Below are 19,333 nucleotides of genomic sequence, written 5' to 3' on the forward strand. Positions count from 1 at the left end.
TGATACGCGCAATTTCGCGTCATGTGTTGGCCGGGGGGCTAGCGCGACAATCGTCAGGTCACATCAACCCTTCATCCTGAAGGAGCGTATGCGTGCGCCGGTTGTCTGCTTGAGTTGAGTGGGGCAACGATGCGTACGGTCAATTGGCTCGTTTGTATTTTCGCAGCATGGCTTGGAGGTTGTTCTCTCTACCCTGTTCCCGACGATGTGAGCCCATACAGGACCGAGGACATCGTTCGCTTCGGACGTTGCGAGGTGAGGTCTGCGCTTCTTGGTCATTTAATAGACGCTAAAATTATCAGTGACCCGCCCGCAGCCGCCGCCATCAGATCCACGATCAAAGAGCTCAAGGGCACGAAGAGGAAACTGACGGAGCCGGAAAAGCACCTCCTGAGGCTGACCGAAGTTGCGATCGTCTATTCATATGATTTCAATATCACCGAGACCAACCATGCGGGCGCAGCCGCGGGATTCAGGCTTCCCTGGTCGGCAAATACGCTCGACGTGAGTGGCACCGGCGCGGTCGATCTGACGCGGATCGGTTCGCGTGTCTTCGGCACCGAGGACAGCTGGGACGATTTGATGACCAAAGAAGAGCTGTGCACCAAGTGGCCTGGGCTACGCCCGGCGAACGTCGTTTATCCGCTGACCGGCTCCATCGGCGTTGATCCAATGCATGGATCGATCGGCGTTGGCCGGGTCGTCGAGACGTTCATCGATATCGACAGCCAGGGGGGAGCCAAGGACAATTTCGTCGACACGCTGACCTTTACGACGACTGCCGGCGGTGGCGCCGCGGCCACCGTCCAACTCGATCCCGTACCGAACCAGTTCCGGCCCGTGTCAGGGAGTGCCTCGATCGGCGCTTCGCGTACCGATATTCATAAACTTACCATCAGCCTTGCGTTTCCGCACCAGGAGCCGCCTAACGCGATTACACCCATCAAACGTAAAGAGGGCGACCTGGATGCGCCAGATGCGCCATTCGAGCGACCTCCCGTCTGGCGGGCACGATACAATCTTTGCGTTCAGGATGCCCGCAGCAGAGAGGCAATAGCCAAACAGCTGCGTCTCAACGACCCTCTCGTCTATTGCATCTCCTACGCGGACGAATTCGCACCCAGATTTGGGCGCGTGGGCACGAAGCAGACCGTCTCAATCACCACGACGACCACCACAACAACGACAAGGCCCGCTCAGCCGGCAGCGGCCGGGGCACCGGGGGCGGGACCAGCCGCCGCGGCGGCGCCCTCCGAGGTCGAAGTCAAGCAAACGACCGCGCCGGCGACCACGACGATCATCACGCCACGCGTGCGTCCGAACCTGCGCCCGTATTTGCAATAGGGGTCCGTGACATGGGTTCGAATCCGCACAGCCGTGAAGTGCACCCAAGTGACGCCGCGTGATGCTGGGGGCCTCGTGCGGCGTCGCCCTGATTGGTAATATGCGCGCACAAGCTACGCACGCCATGCCGGAGATTGGACCCGCCCCGGTGGGACCGATCGTCACGGAAGCTCGGCCCGACAGATCGAAGATCACCATGATTGCGGCCCCTCAGGCCATGAGCCTCTGGCGATTCTCAAAACCCCTATCCAACCCGCTGGCCCTCGCGCCAGGCCATCTCCCAGAAGTCTGCCTCGAGGCGGGTGGCTTCCTTGAAGATCGCAATCAGCTCCGCCTCGCGGGCCGGCGTGGCGTAGAGATCGGCGAGATGCTCCATATGCGCCCGCGCTCTGGCAGCGACCTCCTGGTACGGCGCGCCGGCGTACTCCGCGATCCAGACGCGGTAGGCGTTCGTCGCAGCGTCCGCGAGGGGGAGCGAGGCGAGCCGCGTCGCGATCTCCGCGTACCCGATGACGCAGGGGGCAAGCGCCACCTTGAGAGCCAGCAGATCGCCGCGCATTCCCGCGTCGAGCACGTAGCGTGTATAGGCCAGCATCTCGGCCGCCGGAGGAGCCTGTTCAAGGTCGGTCGGGGACAAACCCCAATCGGCGCAGAGCTTCACGTGCAGGTTCATCTCGACATCGAGGATGGCCGAAAGGCCGGCCGCTGCTTCACGCATGTCGGCAAGTCGGGGCGACTTGTAGACCGCGAGCGCGTAGGCGCGAGCAAACTCGATGAGGAACAAATAGTCCTGAACGAGGTAGTGACGAAACGCCGATTCGGGGAGCGAGCCGTCTGCCAATCCGTTCGTGAAGGGATGCTCGGTGTAAGCCCGCCACTCGAGGGATGCTGCTGTCTTGAGACGCTCGAAGAAACTCACGATGTCTGCCCGGCCTGCTTGTCCATGAACGCCTTTGGTTCGCTACCGGTAGCGCATTGCGGACCTGGGAGCTACGGTGACCGCGGGACAAAACTGGCTTTGAGCAGTTGCGGACACTCCCCGCGTTGAGAGTTTTGTGCACTGTCGCCGCAATGCTGGAGAGTGCGCCGTACTTCCCAAATACCCAATCAGCGCAGGCCCAGGAACGAGAGCACCACACCAATCACGACGACGAGTCCGACCAGATAGATAAGTCCATTCATGTCTCAGCTCCTCAGCGTTATCAGTCCTGCCGCAACACAAACACCCAAGGTCGTGAAAAGGTTCGGCGTAGCCCGACGCCGTTTTCTCCTGAACCCGGGGAACGAAAGCGAACGCCCCTGCTTCGCGGCGTGCTGAGCCCTCACCCCTCATCGCGATGATTTTGCGTTTACACGCGAAGGTCGCTAGGCTGCCCTGATACGTCCTGCAGGGAGGGTGACATGGGACAGCGTGACGAGATGCTGGCATTGATCAGAAGCGCTTACGCGGCACGTGACGGCGGTGACGCCGAGGGCTTGATGACAGCCTTTCATCCCGAGGGTTTGTTCACCTTGATGGGCGACAAGAGCGCGCTCGCACTGACAGGGAGTATGCAGGGGCACCCGACCCTGCGTGGGGCCTTCAGTAAATTGATTGCTGATTTCGGCTTCGAAGGTCGCGAAATCCTGGCAGAGTTGGTGGACGGAGATCGCGTTGCTGTCCATTCCCGCGTGAACGTTCGATACCGTCCGACCGGGCAGGCTTCCAGCACGGAGATCCTGGACCTGTTTAGATTTCAGGACGGCAAGATCGTCGAGCTGATTGAATTTGCGGACACTGCGCAGATCAAGGCAATGATCGCCTGATGGGCGATGACATTGGGTTCTAGCTTTCGCGCTTGAGGAAGGGATTACCCTGGCAGCGCACCAATTCGATGTTTTTTGCCTGACCGTATGGAAGCGTGACCCGACACATCGAGGTGGTGCGAAGCTGTCGCACAGCGCTGCAGCACTTTACGAGTTGGGCACCGTTAAAACGTTGATTCTCATTGTGGCGGTACGCCACACAGCACTAGGTCGGTCAGTCGTTTACCACTATAAGCTACCTACTCTGACAAAGGCAGACCAATGGCAACTCGCGTGAAAGCCCTGATCACTCCAGCCCTCGTTACGTGGGCGCGGGAGACGGCTGGCTTTTCGATCGCTGAAGCCTCCGACAAACTCAAGATTAACACCGATGTACTCGCGGATTGGGAAAACCCCGACAGCGACGCGTCGCCCTCAATCCCCCAATTGCGCAAGCTTGCAGCGCTGTTCAAGCGACCTCTGGCAGTCTTCTATCTACCCAGTCCCCCGACCAAGTTTGACGTGATGCGCGACCTGCGCCGGCTTCCGGGTACAGGGCCGCGTCACTACTCGCCGGCTTTGCAATTGGAGATTCGTGCCGCTGCCGAACGGCGTGAGCTAGCGCTCGATTTGGCAGACGATCTTGACGAGGAACTGCCGAAATTTAGCCTCAAGGCCGACTTGAAAGAAGACCCCGAAGTCGTCGGGCAGTGCATTCGTACGGAACTCGGCGTAACGGATGAACTACAAAAGGAGTGGCGAGACGCTGACGGTCGCAACGGCTTCAATGCCTGGCGGGGTAAGATCGAAGGAACCGGCACGCTGGTTTTTCAGTCGACGGCCATCGGCAGCGAAGAAGCTTCAGGCTTTGCAATCTTCAACGATATATCCCCGGTGATCTCCGTAAATCGGAAGGATACGCTAACGCGCCGAACTTTCAGCTTACTCCACGAATTCGCACATCTGATGTTGCACGTTAGCGGCGTGTCCGATCTTGAGACCGACGCGAAGCGTCCGCCGGAAGATCAAGCCATCGAAGTGTTTTGCAATCAGGTCGCTGCTGCTGCGTTGATGCCAAAGGCCGCTGTGCTCGCCTATCCGGGCGTAAAAGAACAAGGCTCCCGCTCGGAAGCTTGGACAGATGCGCAAATCGGCGAAATGGCGCGGCGGTTCAACGTGAGCCGCGAAGCGATCCTGCGCAGGCTATTGACATTCGATCGCACCACGCAAGCATTTTACGCCCGCAAGCGAGGCCAATACATCGCCGAGTATCAGGCTCAGCGCGCTCGCCAGCGGGAGCAAACCACAGAGATCAAGCGGAATATGCCGCAAGAGACGGTGAGCCACTTCGGCAAGCCGTTGGTTCGGATGCTTCTGAGCAACTACTGGCAAGATCGGATGACGCTCAGTGCGATCTCTGGCTATCTAGGGTTAAAGGTGAAGCACATCCCGAAGCTGGCGAAGGCGGCGGGGCTCAGATAGTCGCATGGCCAGCTTAGTCTATAGCATCGACAGCAGCGCGCTGATCCACGCTTGGCACCGGATTTATCGGCCGAAGAATTTTAGATTTGTGTGGGACGGCTTCGACAAGCTGATTGCCGAAAGCCGCTTTAAGTCGTCGATCGAGGTCTATAACGAACTTCAGAAGAAAGACGACGAGCTCTTCGCGTGGTGCAAGGATCGCAAGGAAAGCATGTTTGTCGAGATCGACGATCCGACGCAGGCGATCGTCGCGAAGATAATGGCCGCACATCCCAAGTTGGTTGACACTGTGAAGGGCCGGTCAGGCGCCGATCCATTCGTGATTGCTCTCGCGGCGAGCACCGCTCCGCAAATGTGGGTCGTAACGGAGGAGCATCCCGGGAAAGAACGCATCCCCGACGTGTGCGACGCCCAGAATATCGATCATTGCGGCGTTGCCGATCTGATCGAGAAAGAAGACTGGACGAGCTAGCCGCAAAGATGCTCCGCCACAATCGCATTTCTTCATCGCCGACAAATTGCATGAACGCGCCGTGCGCGTCAAAGACGTCACCTGCCTCGGTAGAACGGGGGCTGCATGATCGAGCTTGTGGGCAAAAAGCCGCTTGTTTCGATACCTAGCCCGCTACTGATCAGGACCGGATCGGATTTACTAGTAGCCAATTGATTGAGTTTGCTTGGTACAGTTGGGTGGGCTCGAACCACCGACCTCCTGTTCCACAGACAGGCGCTCTAACCAACTGAGCTACAACTGCATCCTTGCGAGCCGCCCGAGGGGCGCCCTTGATAGGGCCGGTCACCGAGGGGGGCTGGACGGGGCGGAAACTAGGTGCAACGGGCGTTTTTGGCAAGGCCGCAACACCCTCAAAACGTCCCGCAAACGAGGTTATTTCCAAAGCAAAACCCGGGCTCTAGGCCCGGGTTTCTTGATTGAGACGGCCGCGCCGGATCAGGCGGCGGGGTAGAGCTTCGCGGCGGAGGCCTTGATCGGCTCGGCGGCGGCGGTGGCGGCGCGCTGGGCGATCTCGGCGAGCTCCCGGGCCTGGGCCTGGAAGGTCTCGAGCTGCGCCTTGGAATGGTTGGTCCACAGCGCGAACGCATCCTGCGGCGCCTTCACGCTGAACAGCTCCTGGGTGAAGTCGAGATGGGCCTTGGTGTTGGCCTTCGCGAACTCCATCAGCTTGGCGGTGTATTCGCTCACGCCCTTGTGGGCGGACGAGAACACGGCCTCGACGGTGCCGTTGTGGGTCTCGGCGGCGTCCTTGAACTTGGCGTAGTTCTCGCGGGCCTGCGACACGCCCTTTTCGGCGAACGCACGCACCTGCTCGGGGACCTCGAACGGAATGATCGAGGCAGAAAACGGATCAGTCGCACCTGTCATGGGTATCCCTCACACTAATGAAAAAACGGAGTGAGCCTTCAGGCGCGCCCGCCGGCCAACCGGGTGACGGGTGCGAAGACTGGAAACACGAAACGAATGATGGCTCGCCCAGCGCGAGGACCATGCCTGCCTAAAATGTCAACATTGTGCATCGCAACGGCTTTGAGGGTGCGTTGCGCAAATTTAATCTCGGGGAGGATGAGGTTCCCGGACAGGGGAACCGGTGGTTGAGGTAATTGAGTGCGCCGGCAGCGCTCTCTCCGTTCCCCCCCTTGGGGGGGAGGGTCAGGGAGGGGGGTGCCACACGGGGATTCTGTCCGTCGCGCTTCGGCCTCGGGGCAACGACTGGCAGCTTTTGCTGGGCTTACCCCTCTCCCTAGCCCTCCCCCACAAGGGGGGAGGGAACGCAGCTGGGTTGGGGCGCGAGTTCGGGTTGACGCGACTGACCATTTGCCACGCGCGAATCCTGCGGATGCAGCGCGGCTGCGCCTTGCGGGCCTGGGGACATTAAGGTTATCGCGGCTTTAGGCCTTGGCGCATAGGCTTGGGACGTGGACCTGCCCGCGGCTGCGGGCGATACTAACCCTTTCTTAAGGCTGCCATTCCCGGCAGCCCGATGCGCACAAGCGGGACGCGAAGCCGGTCGGATGACGAGTTCGGATTTCCAGTTGCGAGGCGTGGGCGATCCCCGGCTGGCCGTGCACGCGACTTCGCCGCTGCCCGTCTGGCTGTGGTCGATCGACGGCACGCGCGTGCTCTGGGCCAATCCGGTCGGCGCAAGGCTGTTCGGCGCGGCCAATGCCACGGCGCTGGCGGACAAGATTTTCGGCCCTGCCGACAGCCACCGCCGCCAGATCGTCCGGCTGGCCGGCCGGCTGCCTGCGAACGGGGCGATCCGGCTCGAACAGCTGCGCGGCTTCGGCGCGCGGCTCGGCACGCTGATGACCTGCGCCTGTGCCCGGCTCGACTTCGCCGATGGCGGCCGCGCGGTGCTCGTCACGGCGATGGATCCGATGCTGCGCTCGATGCCGCTGGTCGAGCGGCTGCTTCGTCTGGTCGACGGCGCCAAGACGCCGATGGCGGCGTTCGCGCCCGATGGCCTGTTCGTCGGCGCCAGCGAAACGGCCCGCACCCTGCTCGGCTTCCGTGACCTGGGCGAAGCCGGCCTCGAACAGGCGCGCAGTGATGCGCTCAGCCTCGGCCGCGCCGAGACGCCGATCGGCATCGGGCAGATGGTGCTGCAGCGGGTCGGCAGCGGGGCCGATGTCGGCCTGGTCGCGCTGATCGAGCCTGCCGTGCAGCAGGCGGCGGCAGCCAGTGATGAGGTCGAAGCCGGGGCTGCTGAGGAGGTCGCGCGCGAAGACATCGCTCAGCCTGAGCCGGCGCCGCCCCCTGCTCCAGCCGCCGTGCCGGAGCATGTGCAAGCAGCGCCGCCGCACGAGGCGCCGTCCGAAATCGCGCTGTTCGACGCGTTCGCCGAGGACGCGCCGGAAGCAACGATCGCGCACGAACCGCCCGCGCGCGAGCCGGCGACCGAGATCGTGACGATCCAGCAAGCCGTCGAGCAAGCGGCCGAAGCCGCGCCAGAAACTCCGGTTGAAAACTCGGCCGAAGCCATGGTGTCGCCGCAGGCCGCGCCGACCGTGACCGGCATGGTCGAGCCGCCGTCGGGCCATGAAGAGCCGCCCGCACCGCGTCAGCATCCGCTGCGCTTCCTCTGGAAGGTGGATGCAGAGGGCCGCTTTGTGCTGCTCTCCGACGAATTCATCCACTTGATCGGTCCGCGCACGGCCGCCGGCTTCGGCCGCCCCTGGCGCGAGATCGCCGACGCATTCGCGCTCGACCCTGAAGGCCGCGTGGCGCAGGCGCTTGCGAGCAAGGATACCTGGGCCGGGGTCACCGTGAACTGGCCGGCCGACGGCGGCGAGCATCTGCCGGTCGAGCTTGCCGGGCTTCCGGTTTACGACGGCGACCGCAACTTCGCGGGCTTCAGGGGTTTTGGCGTCTGCCGCGATCTCGACGGCCTCAACCGGCTCGATGCGCTCAGGCGTTTTGAGCTTTTGGCCGCACCGGCGGCGCCGCAAAGCCTGTCCGCCGATGTGATCGAGCCGGAGCCCGAGCGAGAGCCAGAGCCGCCGGCTCCGCCGGTCGAGCCGCCCGCACCTGAGCCCGAGCCTGAAGCTGAAGCTGAACTGCCCGAACCCATCACCGACGCGAATTCACATCCAACCGATCCGGAAACGCCAGTGGAAACGCCTCCCAATGTCCTGCCGTTCCGCGCGCCCGGCGACACACGATCGCCGACACTGACGCCGGTCGAGAACAGCGCGTTCAACGAGCTCGCCCGGCAATTGTCCGAGCGCCTCGAACGCGACAAGGAAACCATCGCGGCATCGACCGAGCCGCCGGATGCCGAGATCACGCCTGAGGCGCCGACGCCGGAGCGCGAGCCCGAGCCGGAGACGCCGCACGCACCGGCCGAATGGCTGACCGCGCCCGCGCCGCCGGCGCACGGCCACAGCACGCGCGACCGCGCGCTGCTCGACCTGCTGCCATCAGGCATCCTGATCTATCGGCTCGACCGCCTGCTCTACGCCAACCCGGCGTTTCTCGCGCGCATGGGCTATGCCAGCCTGAGCGCACTGGAGAATGCCGGCGGGCTGGATGCGCTCTATGTCGAGCCGGGCGTGTCCGCGGCCAGCAGCACGTCGCAAGCAGGCACGCCTGTCACGATCAGCGCGACGCTCGCCAATGGCGAGGAGCCGCTGCCGACCACCGAGGCGCATCTGCACGCGATCGACTGGGACGGCGAGAGCGCGCATGCGCTGATCTGCGCGCTGCCGCAGGCTGCACCCGTTGCGCCCCTGATCGCGGAGACCGTCGTCGCCGAGGCCATTGCTCCCGAGACCTTCCCGCCCGAGCCCGACGTCGGCGAGGCGGACGCGGAAGATCTCGCCGCGATCCTCGACACTACGGCCGAGGGCATCGTCATGTTCGACGCCGAAGGCAACATCCACGCCTGCAACCGCAGCGCCGAGGCGCTGTTCGGCTATGACGGCGAGACGCTGATGCAGCAGAATCTGGTGACGCTGTTCGCGCCGGAGAGCCAGCATGTGGTCATCGACTATCTGGAAAACCTCAAGAGCCAGGACATCGCGAGCCTGCTCGACCACGGTCGGGAGGTGCTGGGACGCGAGAAGAAGGGCGGCGTGATTCCGCTCGCCATGATCATGGGCCGCACCCGGCCCGACGGCCCGAACTTCTTCGCCGTGTTCCGCGACCTCTCGCAGAGCAAGCAGGGCGAGAGCGAGCTGACGCAGGCGCGACGCCTGGTCGACGGCGCGGCCAATGCCAAGGCCGACATGCTGGCGCGGATCAGCCACGAGATCCGCACGCCGCTCAACGCCATCATCGGCTTCTCGGAGGTGATGATCTCGGAGCGCTTCGGCACGCTCGGCAACGAGCGCTACGGCGAGTACATGAAGGACATCCGCGCCTCCGGCGAGCGCGTGATCGCCATCATCGACGATCTGCTCGAGCTGTCGCGGATCGAGACCGGCAAGCTCGACCTCAACTTCGCCAACCTCAACCTCAACGACCTCGTCGAGGCCTGCGTGGTCGTGATGCAGCCGCAGGCCAATCGCGAGCGCATCATCATCCGCACCTCGCTCGGTCATGCGCTGCCGCAAGTGAGTGTGGATGCGCGCGCGATGCGGCAGATCACCATGAACCTGATCTCGAACTCGATCCGGCTCGCCAGCGCCGGCGGCCAGGTCATCGTCTCGACCGCGCTCACCGACCGCGGCGAGGTCGCACTTCGCATCCGCGACACCGGTCATGGCCTCAGCGAGCGCGAAGTCGCCGCCGCGATGGAGCCGTTCCGCACGCCACCGCCCGGCGACGCCGAGGACAATTCGGCGCTGAGCCTGTCGCTGACCAAGGCCCTGGTCGAAGCCAACCGCGCCCGCTTCAACATCAAGAGCGCGGCGAACTCCGGCTCGCTGATCGAGGTGGTGTTCGCACCGGCGCTGGCGCAGGCTTGAGCCTTCACCACATCGTCGTCCCGGCGAAGGCGGGACGACCCGCGTTGAGAGAGCTCGCAAGCCCAAATCACCCAAACAAAAAGGGCACGGCGTTTGCGGCGCCGTGCCCTTCGCATTCAATGAGGCTATCGTCTCAGCTGTAAATCTCGAACAGTCCCGCGCCGCCCTGGCCGCCGCCGATGCACATCGTCACGACGCCCCATTTGGCCTTGCGGCGCTTGCCTTCCTGGAGGATGTGGCCGGTGAGACGCGCGCCGGTCATGCCGAAGGGATGGCCGATCGCGATCGAGCCGCCGTTGACGTTGTACTTGGCGGGATCGATGCCGAGCTTGTCGCGCGAATAGAGGCACTGGCTGGCGAAGGCTTCGTTGAGCTCCCAGAGATCGATGTCGTCGATCTTCAGGCCATGACGCTTCAACAGCTTCGGCACGGCAAAGATCGGGCCGATGCCCATCTCGTCCGGCTCGCAACCTGCCGCCGCCCAGGCGACGAAGCGGCCCATCGGATTGAGGCCGCGCTTCTCCGCGTCCTTGGCCTCCATCAGCACCACGGCCGCGGCACCGTCCGACAGCTGGCTGGCGTTGCCGGCCGTGACGAACTTGCCGGGACCCCTGACGGGCTCGAGCTTGGCGAGACCTTCCAGCGTGGTCTCGGGCCGGTTGCACTCGTCGCGGTCGACGACGTAATCGACGATCGACTCGGCCTTGGTTGCCTTGTCGACCACTTTCATCTTGGTCTTCATCGGGACGATCTCGTCCTTGAACTTGCCCGCCTGCTGCGCGGAGGCCATGCGGCGCTGCGACTCCAGCGAATATTCGTCCTGATATTCACGGCTGAGATTATAGCGCTCGGCGACGATGTCGGCGGTGTCGATCATCGCCATGAAGATCGCCGGCGCCGTCTTGAGCAGCTCGGGATCGATCGATTCCTTCGGCGTCCCGCCGCCCGGCATCGAGATGCTCTCGACGCCGCCTGCGACGATGCAGTCGGAACCGTCCGAGCGGATCGAGTTGGCGGCCATCGCAATGGTCTGGAGACCGGACGAGCAGAACCGGTTCACCGAGACGCCCCCGGTCGATTTCGGCATTCCTGCCAGCAGCGCGGCCTGGCGGCCGATGTTCGGCGCGCCATGGGCGCAATTGCCGAGATAGCAATCCTCGACATAGTCCTTCTCGACGCCGGCGCGGTCGACCGCGTGGTGAATGGCGTGGGCCGCGAGCGACATCGGCGGGGTGATGTTGAACCCGCCGCGGCCGGATTTCGCGAGGCCCGTGCGTGCATAGGAAACGATGACGGCTTCACGCATTGTTTTCTCCCTTTTCGAACGATTTTGACCGGAGCGCCGGTCGAGGTCTTCTCGGCGCCATTGGTACACAATGTCCAGTGGTCGCGGGAGAAATAAAAACGCCGCCCTCGCGAGAGGGCGGCGTTGTTCCGCGGGTCGGAATATGTCGGCGTATCAGAACGTCAGCGCCTTGACCTGCTTGACCTGCGGCAGGGCCTGCACCTTGGCGAGCAGGTCGGCGGGCACCGCGCCGTCAACCTCAATCAGCGCGATGGCATCGGAGCCCGGCGCGACGCGGCCGAGATGGAAGGTCGCGATGTTGATCTTGGCATCGCCGAGCAGGCTCGCGAACTTGCCGATGAAGCCCGGCTTGTCCTCGTTGGTCACGTAGATCATCGACTTGCCGAATTCGGCGTCGACGCGGATGCCCTTGATGTCGACCAGGCGCGGCTTGCCGTCGGCATAGACCGTGCCCGAGACCGACCGCTCCTGCCGCTCGGTGGTGACGGTGACGGTGATCAGGCTTTCATAGTCGCTCTGGGCGGCGCGGACGATCTCGTCCACCACCATGCCGCGCTCCTTGGCGACGACGGGCGCGGAGACGACGTTGACCTCGCCCAGCATCGGCCGCAACAGGCCAGACAGCACGGCGGAGGTGATCGCCTTGATCTTCATCTCGGCGACGTGGCCTTCATAGGTGATCTCGACCTTGAGGATGCCGCTCTCGGTGAGCTGTCCCGCGAACGAGCCGAGCTTTTCGGCGAGCGCGATGAACGGCTTCAGCTTCGGCGCCTCTTCCGCCGTGATCGAGGGGAAGTTGACGGCATTCGAGATCGCGCCGGTGAGCAGGTAATCCGACATCTGCTCGGCGACCTGAAGCGCGACGTTCTCCTGCGCTTCGGTGGTGGACGCGCCGAGATGCGGCGTGCAGATCACGTTGGGATGACCGAACAGCACGTTCGCGGTGGCGGGCTCCTCGACAAAGACGTCGAATGCGGCGCCGGCGATGTGCTTGGAATTCAAGGCGTCGACCACGGCCTGCTCGTCGACGAGGCCGCCGCGGGCGCAGTTGATCAGGCGCACGCCCTTCTTCATCTTGGCTATCGCGGCTGCGTCGATGATGTTCTTGGTCTTCTCGGTCAGCGGCGTATGCAGCGTGATGAAGTCGGCGCGCTTCAAGAGATCGTCGAGCTCGACCTTCTCGACGCCGATGTCCCTGGCGCGCTCCGGCGACAGGAACGGATCGAACGCGATCACCTTCATGCGCAGGCCGAGCGCGCGGTCGGCGACGATCGAGCCGATGTTGCCGCAGCCGACGACGCCGAGCACCTTGCCGGTGATCTCGACGCCCATGAAGCGGTTCTTCTCCCACTTGCCGGCCTGGGTCGAAGCATCCGCCTGCGGAATCTCGCGGGCCAGCGCCAGCATCAGCGTGATGGCGTGCTCGGCGGTCGTGATCGAATTGCCGAACGGCGTGTTCATCACGATGATGCCCTTGGCCGTGGCGGCGGGAATCTCGACGTTGTCGACGCCGATGCCGGCGCGACCGATCACCTTGAGATTGGTGGCCTTCTCGAGGATCTTCGCGGTCGCCTTGGTCGCGGAGCGGATCGCGAGGCCGTCGTAATTGCCGATGATCTCGGCGAGCTTGTCCTTGTCCTTGCCGAGATTGGGCTGAAAGTCGACCTCAACGCCACGATCCTTGAAGATCTGCACGGCGGCGGGAGAGAGCGCGTCGGAAATGAGAACTTTGGGCTTGGTCATGGGAATGATCCCTGATGGTCGATAAATCTGAGACCGTCATCCGCAGGCTTGACCCGCGGATCCATTCTCTTCGATGGATGGCCGGGTCAAGCCCGGCCATGACGAGATGAGATAGCGCGACGAGCGAAGCTTGCTTACGCCGCCTTGGCGAGCGTGGCCTTGGTCTCGGCAAAGGCCCAGTCGATCCACTGGGTCAGCAGCGCGACATCGCTGGCCTCGACGGTGGCGCCGCACCAGATGCGCAGGCCGGCCGGCGCATCGCGGTAGTAGGCGAAGTCGTAGCCCGCGCCTTCCTTCTCGACCAGCGCCACCAGCTTCTTGGAGAAGTCGGCCTGCGCGTCCTCGGAGAGCGAGGTGATCGCGGGATCGGTGAACTTCAGGCACACCGAAGTGTTGGAGCGGATCGCGGCGTCCTTGGCGAGGAAGTCGATCCAGGGCGTCTTCGCCTTCCAGTCGGCGAGCACCTTGGTGTTGGCGTCGGCGCGCGCGATCAGCGCCTTCAGGCCGCCGATCGACTTGGCCCAGTTCAGCGCGTCGAGATAATCCTCGACGCAGAGCATCGATGGCGTGTTGATGGTCTCGCCGATGAAAATGCCTTCGTTGATCTTGCCGCCCTTGGTCATGCGGAAAATCTTTGGCAGCGGCCAGGCCGGCTTGTAGGTTTCGAGCCGCTCCACTGCGCGGGGCGACAGAATCAGCATGCCATGCGCGGCTTCGCCGCCGAGCGCCTTCTGCCAGGAGAAGGTGACGACGTCGAGCTTGGCCCAGTCGAGAGGTTGCGCGAACGCGGCCGAGGTGGCGTCGCAGATGGTCAGGCCTTCGCGGGTCGTGCTGATCCAGTCGGCGTTCGGCACGCGCACACCCGAGGTGGTGCCGTTCCAGGTGAAGACGACGTCGGACTTCGGATCGACCTTGGAGAGGTCGGGGATCTCACCGTAAGCCGCGTTGAGCTTGGTGACGTCCTTGAGCTTCAATTCCTTGACGATGTCGCTGACCCAGCCCTCGCCGAAGGATTCCCAGGCGAGCGTGGTGACGGGCCGGGCACCCAGCATCGACCACAGCGCCATCTCGACCGCGCCGGTATCGGAGGCCGGCACGATGCCGATGCGATAATCGGCGGGCACTTCGAGCACCTCGCGCGTCAAATCGATCGCGAGCTTGAGCTTGGTCTTGCCGACCTTCGCGCGATGCGAACGGCCGAGCGCTGCGTCCTTGAGATTTTGGGCATTCCATCCGGGGCGCTTGGCGCAGGGGCCGGAGGAAAAATGCGGCACGTTTGGCCGCGAAGCGGGCTTCGCTACAGTCATCGTCTACCCTTCCAGATAGTAAGCCTCCCGTTGGGGGGAGGTGTCCCGCCGCGGCTGATACGGGAATCGGGAAGGGTCGTCAAGGAAGTTCCGGGGCCTCACGCGCGAGTGATGTTGTCTCCGGTGCGATTTTGGGGGATTCGACGGCGGCGAGCGCGTTCAACAAGTCCGTGGCATCGTTGATCAATTGCGCGGCGCGGCGGCGGCTGCCGACTTTCAAAATGCATTTGTCATTGGCCTGCACGACGTAGTCGTTACCGACCTTGATCATCGAATAGCTTGTCATCGAAATCCCCGAACCGATCGAGCCCGGTTTCAGACGCTCGCGTAGCACCGTTCGTTCCTGGTTCCACGTGAACGTCGAACGGGTAGTTTATCAGCTCTTAAGATGAACGTATGCGCGATCCGATTTCGTTGATCGCGCAAGGCGCATAGCGTGCTGCGTCAAAAGCGGACAGTCATGCCGACGTGACTCGCCGTGAACCCAAGCCGCTTGTAGAAGCGCTGCGCATCCGTTCGCGTCTGATGCGTCAGCAGTTCGACCAGATTGCAGCCGCACGCTTTCGCTTCCGTCACCGCCCATTGCACCAATTGCTCGCCGATGCCGCGGCTGCGGCAATCGGAGGCAACGCGGACGTCTTCGAGCAAACCGCGCAAGCCGCCTTGCGAGCTGAGACCCGGCAGGATCGCGAGCTGCAGGCAGCCGACTACCCTGCCCTCGCTCTCGGCAACCACGAGCTGGATATTTTGGTCGCGATCGACCCGCGCGAATGCCTCGTAATAGGACGCAGGCAACGGATCTTCCACGCGCTCGCGTGCGCGCCCGAGATGATCGTCGGCGAGCATCGCCACGATCACAGCAACATCCTCGCGGCGCGCGGGACGAATGGAGACGGATTCGCCGTTCATTGAGTTACTCCTGCCTCAGCGCGCCTTAGCGCACTTGGGAAGGCCGAGAAAGGTCTCGGCTTCGCCGATCCAGCGGCGGATGGCGGCATAACGACCGAGATCGAAGCCGCCTTCATGCGCGACGCGCGTATAGGCAAGCAGCGAGACGTCGGCAAGCGAAACGTCATCACCGGCGAAGAAGCGGCCTGCCGCCAGATGCTGCTCCATGCGATCGAGCGCCGCATAGCCGCGCTTGACCTTTTCGGGATCGAGCTCGGAGGCGTTCTTGCCGAGATAGACGATCTGGAAGCGGCACACCGCGATATAGGGCTCGTGGCTGTATTGCTCCCAGAACAGCCATTCGTCCATCTTCGCGGCAGTGAAGGCATCGCGCGGAATGAGCGCACTGTCGCGCGCGAGATAGCGGATGATGGCATTGGATTGCGCCAGCGTGCGACCTTCGTCGAAGGCCACCGTGGGCACCTGGCCGGCGCCGTTCATCCTCAGGAATTGCGGCGTGCGGCTTTCGCCCTTGCGAGTGTCGATCTCGATCCACTGGTAGGGCAGCGCGAGCTTGTCGCAGACCCACTTCACCTTCAGACAATTGCCGGAATTGGTATCGCCGTAGATCCGCATCGCTGCCCCCGCGTTCAGCGACAGAGCATCAGGACGGAGGCGGCCTGTCAATCGGCGGCGCGCGCGCCCGTCAGAACTTGTAGCCGAGACCGGCGCGGACGGTATTGATGCTGGTGTCGACCGCCGAGCTGAAGCGGATATATTCGTACTCACCGCGGAAGAACAGTCCACCGACCAGATTGACGTCGACGCCAAGACCGGCGGTGTAGCCGTAGATCAAATGGTTATGCTGGGCGTCCGTCGAGCTCAGCGGCGCGAGTGGAGTATAGGGACCTAATAGGGTCGCGCTGATGCGGTCCTGCGCACTGACCGTGCGGATGATGTCGGCATTTCCGAGTGCGAGACCCGCGAACATGTAGGGCAGAAAGCATCCCCAGGCGTAAGCTGCGCGGCCGCGGAATGTCGCCATGTCGCTGATGTTGATCGACGACGTGGAGGTCGCCGTGACGTCGTGAAAATTGTTGTCGGACAGGACGAGAGCGCTGACGCGCCGCTCCGAGGCTGACGCCGTTCCACCGAACTTGCCGTGCAGGTAGCTCATTTCGAGGCCGAGTACGACGTCGTCCCACTGGGCATTGTAGCCGACGAAAGCGCCGTAGCCGCTGGTGCGCTGTGAAGCCTTGCCAAGTCCGAGGTTCCACTGCGATACGCCCATCTCACTTTCGATCAAGGTATCGGCCAACAACGCCGCCATCATATTGCTGGTCGAGCCTCTGAAGTTCTCATCCGACGAGCCATAGCCGCCCTGGGCGCCGATATAGCTTCCCTGCCAGTTGACGCCGGACTTGCTCAGGCCGTCGGTGAAGCTGCCGCGCAGGATGGGCAAGTCAGAGAGATCGGCCGCTTGCGCCGCAGACACCGTCCCCAACATCGCCGCCGCCAACAAAAGCCTACGCATCGAACGCTCCATCGAACTCGAACTTTCAGCCGTGATCATGGCTCGTTAACCTTAACCAATGGTTGCGCCGGAGCCTTTCGTCGCCGCGCGCCATGAAAAATTCGCAAAGCAAAACGGCGCGGGATGATCCCGCGCCGTTAAGAGAGGTTAAGCGATGAGGCTGCCGATCAGCCCTTGGTGACGAGCGGCGGCATGTAGGCCGGCGGGCTGTTGAGATCCCAACGCACGCCGAGCTTGACGTCGTGCGAGGTGAGCTCCTTGATCTTGATCGTGGACGGACCCGAAGCGCTGTTGTCGAACAAGCGATAGTTGCCGGGCGCCGCGTCGCCGAGGTTCATGTAGCTGTAGGCCAGTTCGACGGTGAACCCGGGATTGACCTTGTAGGCGAGACCGGCGTGGGCGGCCCAGGCGAGGTTCCACTTTCCGTTGTCGGCGAAGTAAGCGACGCTGTTGTTGAGCCCCGGGCTGTACGACACGCCGTCGTCGCGGAAGCCGCTGAGCTTGTTGTAGGAGCCGCCGACACCGGCGCCGATGAACGGGGTGATGCACCACCAGGTGCCGAGATCGACATAGGCATTGGCCATGACGACCCACTCGGATTTGCTGCCGCTGTAATTGTTGACGCCGACGAAGCCGGGTCCAATGACGTTGTCGCTGCCGTGCAGATTGGCCCTGCCCCGGTACTGGCCGATCACGTCGCCACGGAACCAGTTGTTGAAGCGGTAGCCGACGCCGAGATCGAACAGCGTCGCCGAGTCGAAGCCGAGTCCCTCCGTCGTCTTCGTAAACCCAGGCGCTATGGCGCCCTCGATGCTCTTGGCGCGCTGGTTGGTCATGCCGACGTCGCCGCGCAGATACCAGCCGCCGAAATCGGCGGGCGGAGCCGGGGGCGCGTACATCGGAGGGGGCGCCGCGATCGGCATGTCGGCGGCGAACGCCATCGAGGAGATCAGGGTTGCCGCACCCGCGGCAAGGAGAGACTTAACGCTACGCATTGGCTTCGTCCTTTTGGCCGGTGAGGCAAATACGGCGCCTCACGTTCTGGAAACTCACGGCCCGGACGATGCCAGCAAATGTTTAAGCGCCACTTAACCCTAATTTTTAAGGTTGATTTTTTCTGACCGCACGCGCGCATGCGGCGCGAGCGTTGCAAAAATGCAGCGCCAAATGCGACGGCTTCGCCGCATTTCCTAACGATGTATGAAGCCGCGTTGCAGCAAGAGAGGATATGTTAACGCGCGTGCCGCGGCAGCTTGGGCAGGAACACCGCAAGCAGGCCGATCGCGGGTAGATAGGCGCAGACCTGATAGACGAACGCGATCGAGGTGTGATCGGCGAGCTTGCCGAGCACGGCGGCGCCAAGGCCGCCGATGCCGAACGCGACACCGAAGAACACGCCGGAGATCATGCCGAAGCGATGCGGTACCAGCTCCTGCGCGAACACGATGATCGACGACGTCGTCGAGGAGATGATCAGGCCGATGATCACGGACAGCACCGCGCTCGCATAGAGCCCGGCATAGGGCAGCGCCAGCGTGAACGGCAGCGCCCCCAGGATCGAGATCCAGATCACGATCTTGCGGCCGAAGCGATCGCCCAGGGGACCGCCGAGAAAAGCGCCGACGGCGTTCGCCGCAAGGAAGATGAAGAGATACATCTGCGCGGCCTGCGTCGACACGCCGAAACGGTCGATCAGATAGAAGATGTAGTAGCTCGACAGGCTCGAGACGTAGAGCTGTTTCGAGAACAGCAGCGCAACCAGCACGAGGAGCGCAACGACGACGCGACGCGAGCTCGGCGCGTCGGGATGGGCTTGAGCCACCGCGGTCTTCTTCGCCTTGATCTGCGGTTCGTACCAGCGGCCGATGCGCCAGAGGATGAGGATAGCGAGAAAGGCGATCGAGGAGAACCAGGCGATGCTGCCCTGCCCGAACGGCACGACTATGACCGCGGCGAGCACCGGTCCCATCGAGGTGCCAAAACTGCCGCCGAGCTGAAACACCGATTGCGCAAAACCGTAGCGCCCGCCGGAGGCGAGCCGCGCGATGCGCGCCGATTCCGGATGAAAGACCGCCGAGCCGAGGCCGACCAGCGCGGCGGCGACGAGGATGACCAGATATTGGTGAGCGGCACTGAGCAGCAACAGACCGAAGAAGGTCGAGGCCATGCCGATCGACAGCGAATAGGGCTGCGCCTTCTTGTCGGTGTAGTGGCCGACCACCGGCTGGAGCAGCGAAGCCGTGAACTGGAAGGCCAGCGTGATCATGCCGATCTGCGCGAAGTCGAGCGCGTAGGTGTCCTTCAGGATCGGATACACGGAAGCGATCAGCGACTGCATGGTGTCGTTGAGGAAGTGCGAGAAGCTGATGCCGGCAAGCACGACATAGGCCGGCCCTGCGGCCTTGGCTGCTTGTGCCACGTCGCTGACCACGACGGGCTCGGTCAGCGTTTCCTCTGAGACGACGACTGGCTTGTTCAATGGAGCATCCCGGCCGGCGCGGCAGATTGCCGCGACAAGCT

General features: G+C 63.2%; 16 protein-coding genes and 1 tRNA gene. 5 read left to right on the forward strand and 12 right to left on the reverse strand.

What is annotated here, in order from left to right; all coding sequences use genetic code 11:
* The first annotated feature begins 129 nt into the window (after window positions 1–129).
* Window positions 130–1,344: a hypothetical protein gene (locus AC0L3C_RS27845; protein ID WP_473409522.1), complete on the forward strand. Its 1,215-nt coding sequence runs from the start codon at window positions 130–132 to the stop codon at window positions 1,342–1,344.
* Between the two features lie 244 nt (window positions 1,345–1,588).
* On the opposite strand, the gene tenA is transcribed toward AC0L3C_RS27845, so the two are convergent.
* Complete coding sequence (tenA, locus tag AC0L3C_RS27850; RefSeq protein ID WP_473409523.1) at window positions 1,589–2,263, reverse strand: thiaminase II; 675 nt, start codon at window positions 2,261–2,263, stop codon at window positions 1,589–1,591.
* Between the two features lie 482 nt (window positions 2,264–2,745).
* Here tenA and AC0L3C_RS27855 point away from each other — a divergent pair, with 482 nt between their 5' ends.
* The 3 genes from AC0L3C_RS27855 to AC0L3C_RS27865 all read left to right on the forward strand — a co-directional run bounded on the left by AC0L3C_RS27855 (window position 2,746) and on the right by AC0L3C_RS27865 (window position 5,083).
* On the forward strand, window positions 2,746–3,150 hold the full coding sequence (locus tag AC0L3C_RS27855; protein ID WP_473409524.1) for a nuclear transport factor 2 family protein: 405 nt from the start codon (window positions 2,746–2,748) through the stop codon (window positions 3,148–3,150).
* 273 nt (window positions 3,151–3,423) lie between these two features.
* Entirely contained in the window at window positions 3,424–4,611 is a 1,188-nt protein-coding gene (locus tag AC0L3C_RS27860) for an ImmA/IrrE family metallo-endopeptidase (protein ID WP_473409525.1), read from the forward strand.
* 4 nt (window positions 4,612–4,615) lie between these two features.
* Window positions 4,616–5,083 carry a DUF4411 family protein gene (locus AC0L3C_RS27865; protein ID WP_473247154.1) on the forward strand — a complete coding sequence of 156 codons (468 nt, stop codon included), beginning with the start codon at window positions 4,616–4,618 and terminating at the stop codon, window positions 5,081–5,083.
* A gap of 206 nt (window positions 5,084–5,289) precedes the next feature.
* On the opposite strand, the gene AC0L3C_RS27870 is transcribed toward AC0L3C_RS27865, so the two are convergent.
* Window positions 5,290–5,366, reverse strand: a tRNA-His gene (locus AC0L3C_RS27870).
* Between the two features lie 194 nt (window positions 5,367–5,560).
* Window positions 5,561–5,992 (reverse strand): phasin, encoded by a 432-nt coding sequence (locus AC0L3C_RS27875; RefSeq protein WP_473409526.1) that lies wholly within the window; start codon window positions 5,990–5,992, stop codon window positions 5,561–5,563.
* 647 nt (window positions 5,993–6,639) lie between these two features.
* Between AC0L3C_RS27875 and AC0L3C_RS27880 the strand changes: the two genes are divergently transcribed.
* Window positions 6,640–10,035, forward strand: a complete 3,396-nt coding sequence (locus AC0L3C_RS27880) for a PAS domain-containing sensor histidine kinase (RefSeq protein WP_473409527.1) — start codon at window positions 6,640–6,642, stop codon at window positions 10,033–10,035.
* Window positions 10,036–10,168: 133 nt separating this feature from the next.
* Here AC0L3C_RS27880 and AC0L3C_RS27885 read toward each other — a convergent pair whose 3' ends face one another.
* The 9 genes from AC0L3C_RS27885 to AC0L3C_RS27925 all read right to left on the reverse strand — a co-directional run bounded on the left by AC0L3C_RS27885 (window position 10,169) and on the right by AC0L3C_RS27925 (window position 19,292).
* Entirely contained in the window at window positions 10,169–11,341 is a 1,173-nt protein-coding gene (locus AC0L3C_RS27885) for a thiolase family protein (protein WP_473262639.1), read from the reverse strand.
* Between the two features lie 153 nt (window positions 11,342–11,494).
* On the reverse strand, window positions 11,495–13,084 hold the full coding sequence (serA, locus tag AC0L3C_RS27890; protein WP_247358003.1) for a phosphoglycerate dehydrogenase: 1,590 nt from the start codon (window positions 13,082–13,084) through the stop codon (window positions 11,495–11,497).
* A 134-nt stretch (window positions 13,085–13,218) separates the two neighbouring features.
* Window positions 13,219–14,391: a phosphoserine transaminase gene (locus AC0L3C_RS27895; RefSeq protein ID WP_473262638.1), complete on the reverse strand. Its 1,173-nt coding sequence runs from the start codon at window positions 14,389–14,391 to the stop codon at window positions 13,219–13,221.
* A 79-nt stretch (window positions 14,392–14,470) separates the two neighbouring features.
* Window positions 14,471–14,677: a hypothetical protein gene (locus tag AC0L3C_RS27900; protein ID WP_473262637.1), complete on the reverse strand. Its 207-nt coding sequence runs from the start codon at window positions 14,675–14,677 to the stop codon at window positions 14,471–14,473.
* Window positions 14,678–14,835: 158 nt separating this feature from the next.
* Entirely contained in the window at window positions 14,836–15,300 is a 465-nt protein-coding gene (locus tag AC0L3C_RS27905; RefSeq protein WP_473278580.1) for a GNAT family N-acetyltransferase, read from the reverse strand.
* Window positions 15,301–15,315: 15 nt separating this feature from the next.
* Window positions 15,316–15,915: a glutathione S-transferase family protein gene (locus tag AC0L3C_RS27910; RefSeq protein WP_473262635.1), complete on the reverse strand. Its 600-nt coding sequence runs from the start codon at window positions 15,913–15,915 to the stop codon at window positions 15,316–15,318.
* 70 nt (window positions 15,916–15,985) lie between these two features.
* Window positions 15,986–16,813, reverse strand: coding sequence for an outer membrane protein (locus AC0L3C_RS27915; RefSeq protein ID WP_473262634.1), 828 nt, complete (start codon window positions 16,811–16,813; stop codon window positions 15,986–15,988).
* Between the two features lie 167 nt (window positions 16,814–16,980).
* Window positions 16,981–17,808: an outer membrane protein gene (locus AC0L3C_RS27920; protein ID WP_473278581.1), complete on the reverse strand. Its 828-nt coding sequence runs from the start codon at window positions 17,806–17,808 to the stop codon at window positions 16,981–16,983.
* 236 nt (window positions 17,809–18,044) lie between these two features.
* Window positions 18,045–19,292 (reverse strand): MFS transporter, encoded by a 1,248-nt coding sequence (locus AC0L3C_RS27925; protein ID WP_473278582.1) that lies wholly within the window; start codon window positions 19,290–19,292, stop codon window positions 18,045–18,047.
* Window positions 19,293–19,333: the final 41 nt, after the last annotated feature.

This window comes from Bradyrhizobium sp. WSM4872 (genome assembly GCF_055811715.1).

Excerpts from the sequence above, each read along its gene's own strand:
- AC0L3C_RS27900 (WP_473262637.1), bottom strand. The coding sequence starts at position 14,677 with ATGACAAGCTATTCGATGATCAAGGTCGGTAACGACTACGTCGTGCAG.
- AC0L3C_RS27905 (WP_473278580.1), bottom strand. The coding sequence starts at position 15,300 with ATGAACGGCGAATCCGTCTCCATTCGTCCCGCGCGCCGCGAGGATGTT.
- serA (WP_247358003.1), bottom strand. The coding sequence starts at position 13,084 with ATGACCAAGCCCAAAGTTCTCATTTCCGACGCGCTCTCTCCCGCCGCC.
- AC0L3C_RS27915 (WP_473262634.1), bottom strand. The coding sequence starts at position 16,813 with ATGCGTAGGCTTTTGTTGGCGGCGGCGATGTTGGGGACGGTGTCTGCG.
- AC0L3C_RS27865 (WP_473247154.1), top strand. The coding sequence starts at position 4,616 with ATGGCCAGCTTAGTCTATAGCATCGACAGCAGCGCGCTGATCCACGCT.
- AC0L3C_RS27880 (WP_473409527.1), top strand. The coding sequence starts at position 6,640 with ATGACGAGTTCGGATTTCCAGTTGCGAGGCGTGGGCGATCCCCGGCTG.
- AC0L3C_RS27845 (WP_473409522.1), top strand. The coding sequence starts at position 130 with ATGCGTACGGTCAATTGGCTCGTTTGTATTTTCGCAGCATGGCTTGGA.
- AC0L3C_RS27895 (WP_473262638.1), bottom strand. The coding sequence starts at position 14,391 with ATGACTGTAGCGAAGCCCGCTTCGCGGCCAAACGTGCCGCATTTTTCC.
- AC0L3C_RS27855 (WP_473409524.1), top strand. The coding sequence starts at position 2,746 with ATGGGACAGCGTGACGAGATGCTGGCATTGATCAGAAGCGCTTACGCG.
- AC0L3C_RS27910 (WP_473262635.1), bottom strand. The coding sequence starts at position 15,915 with ATGCGGATCTACGGCGATACCAATTCCGGCAATTGTCTGAAGGTGAAG.
- AC0L3C_RS27920 (WP_473278581.1), bottom strand. The coding sequence starts at position 17,808 with ATGCGTAGCGTTAAGTCTCTCCTTGCCGCGGGTGCGGCAACCCTGATC.
- AC0L3C_RS27875 (WP_473409526.1), bottom strand. The coding sequence starts at position 5,992 with ATGACAGGTGCGACTGATCCGTTTTCTGCCTCGATCATTCCGTTCGAG.
- AC0L3C_RS27885 (WP_473262639.1), bottom strand. The coding sequence starts at position 11,341 with ATGCGTGAAGCCGTCATCGTTTCCTATGCACGCACGGGCCTCGCGAAA.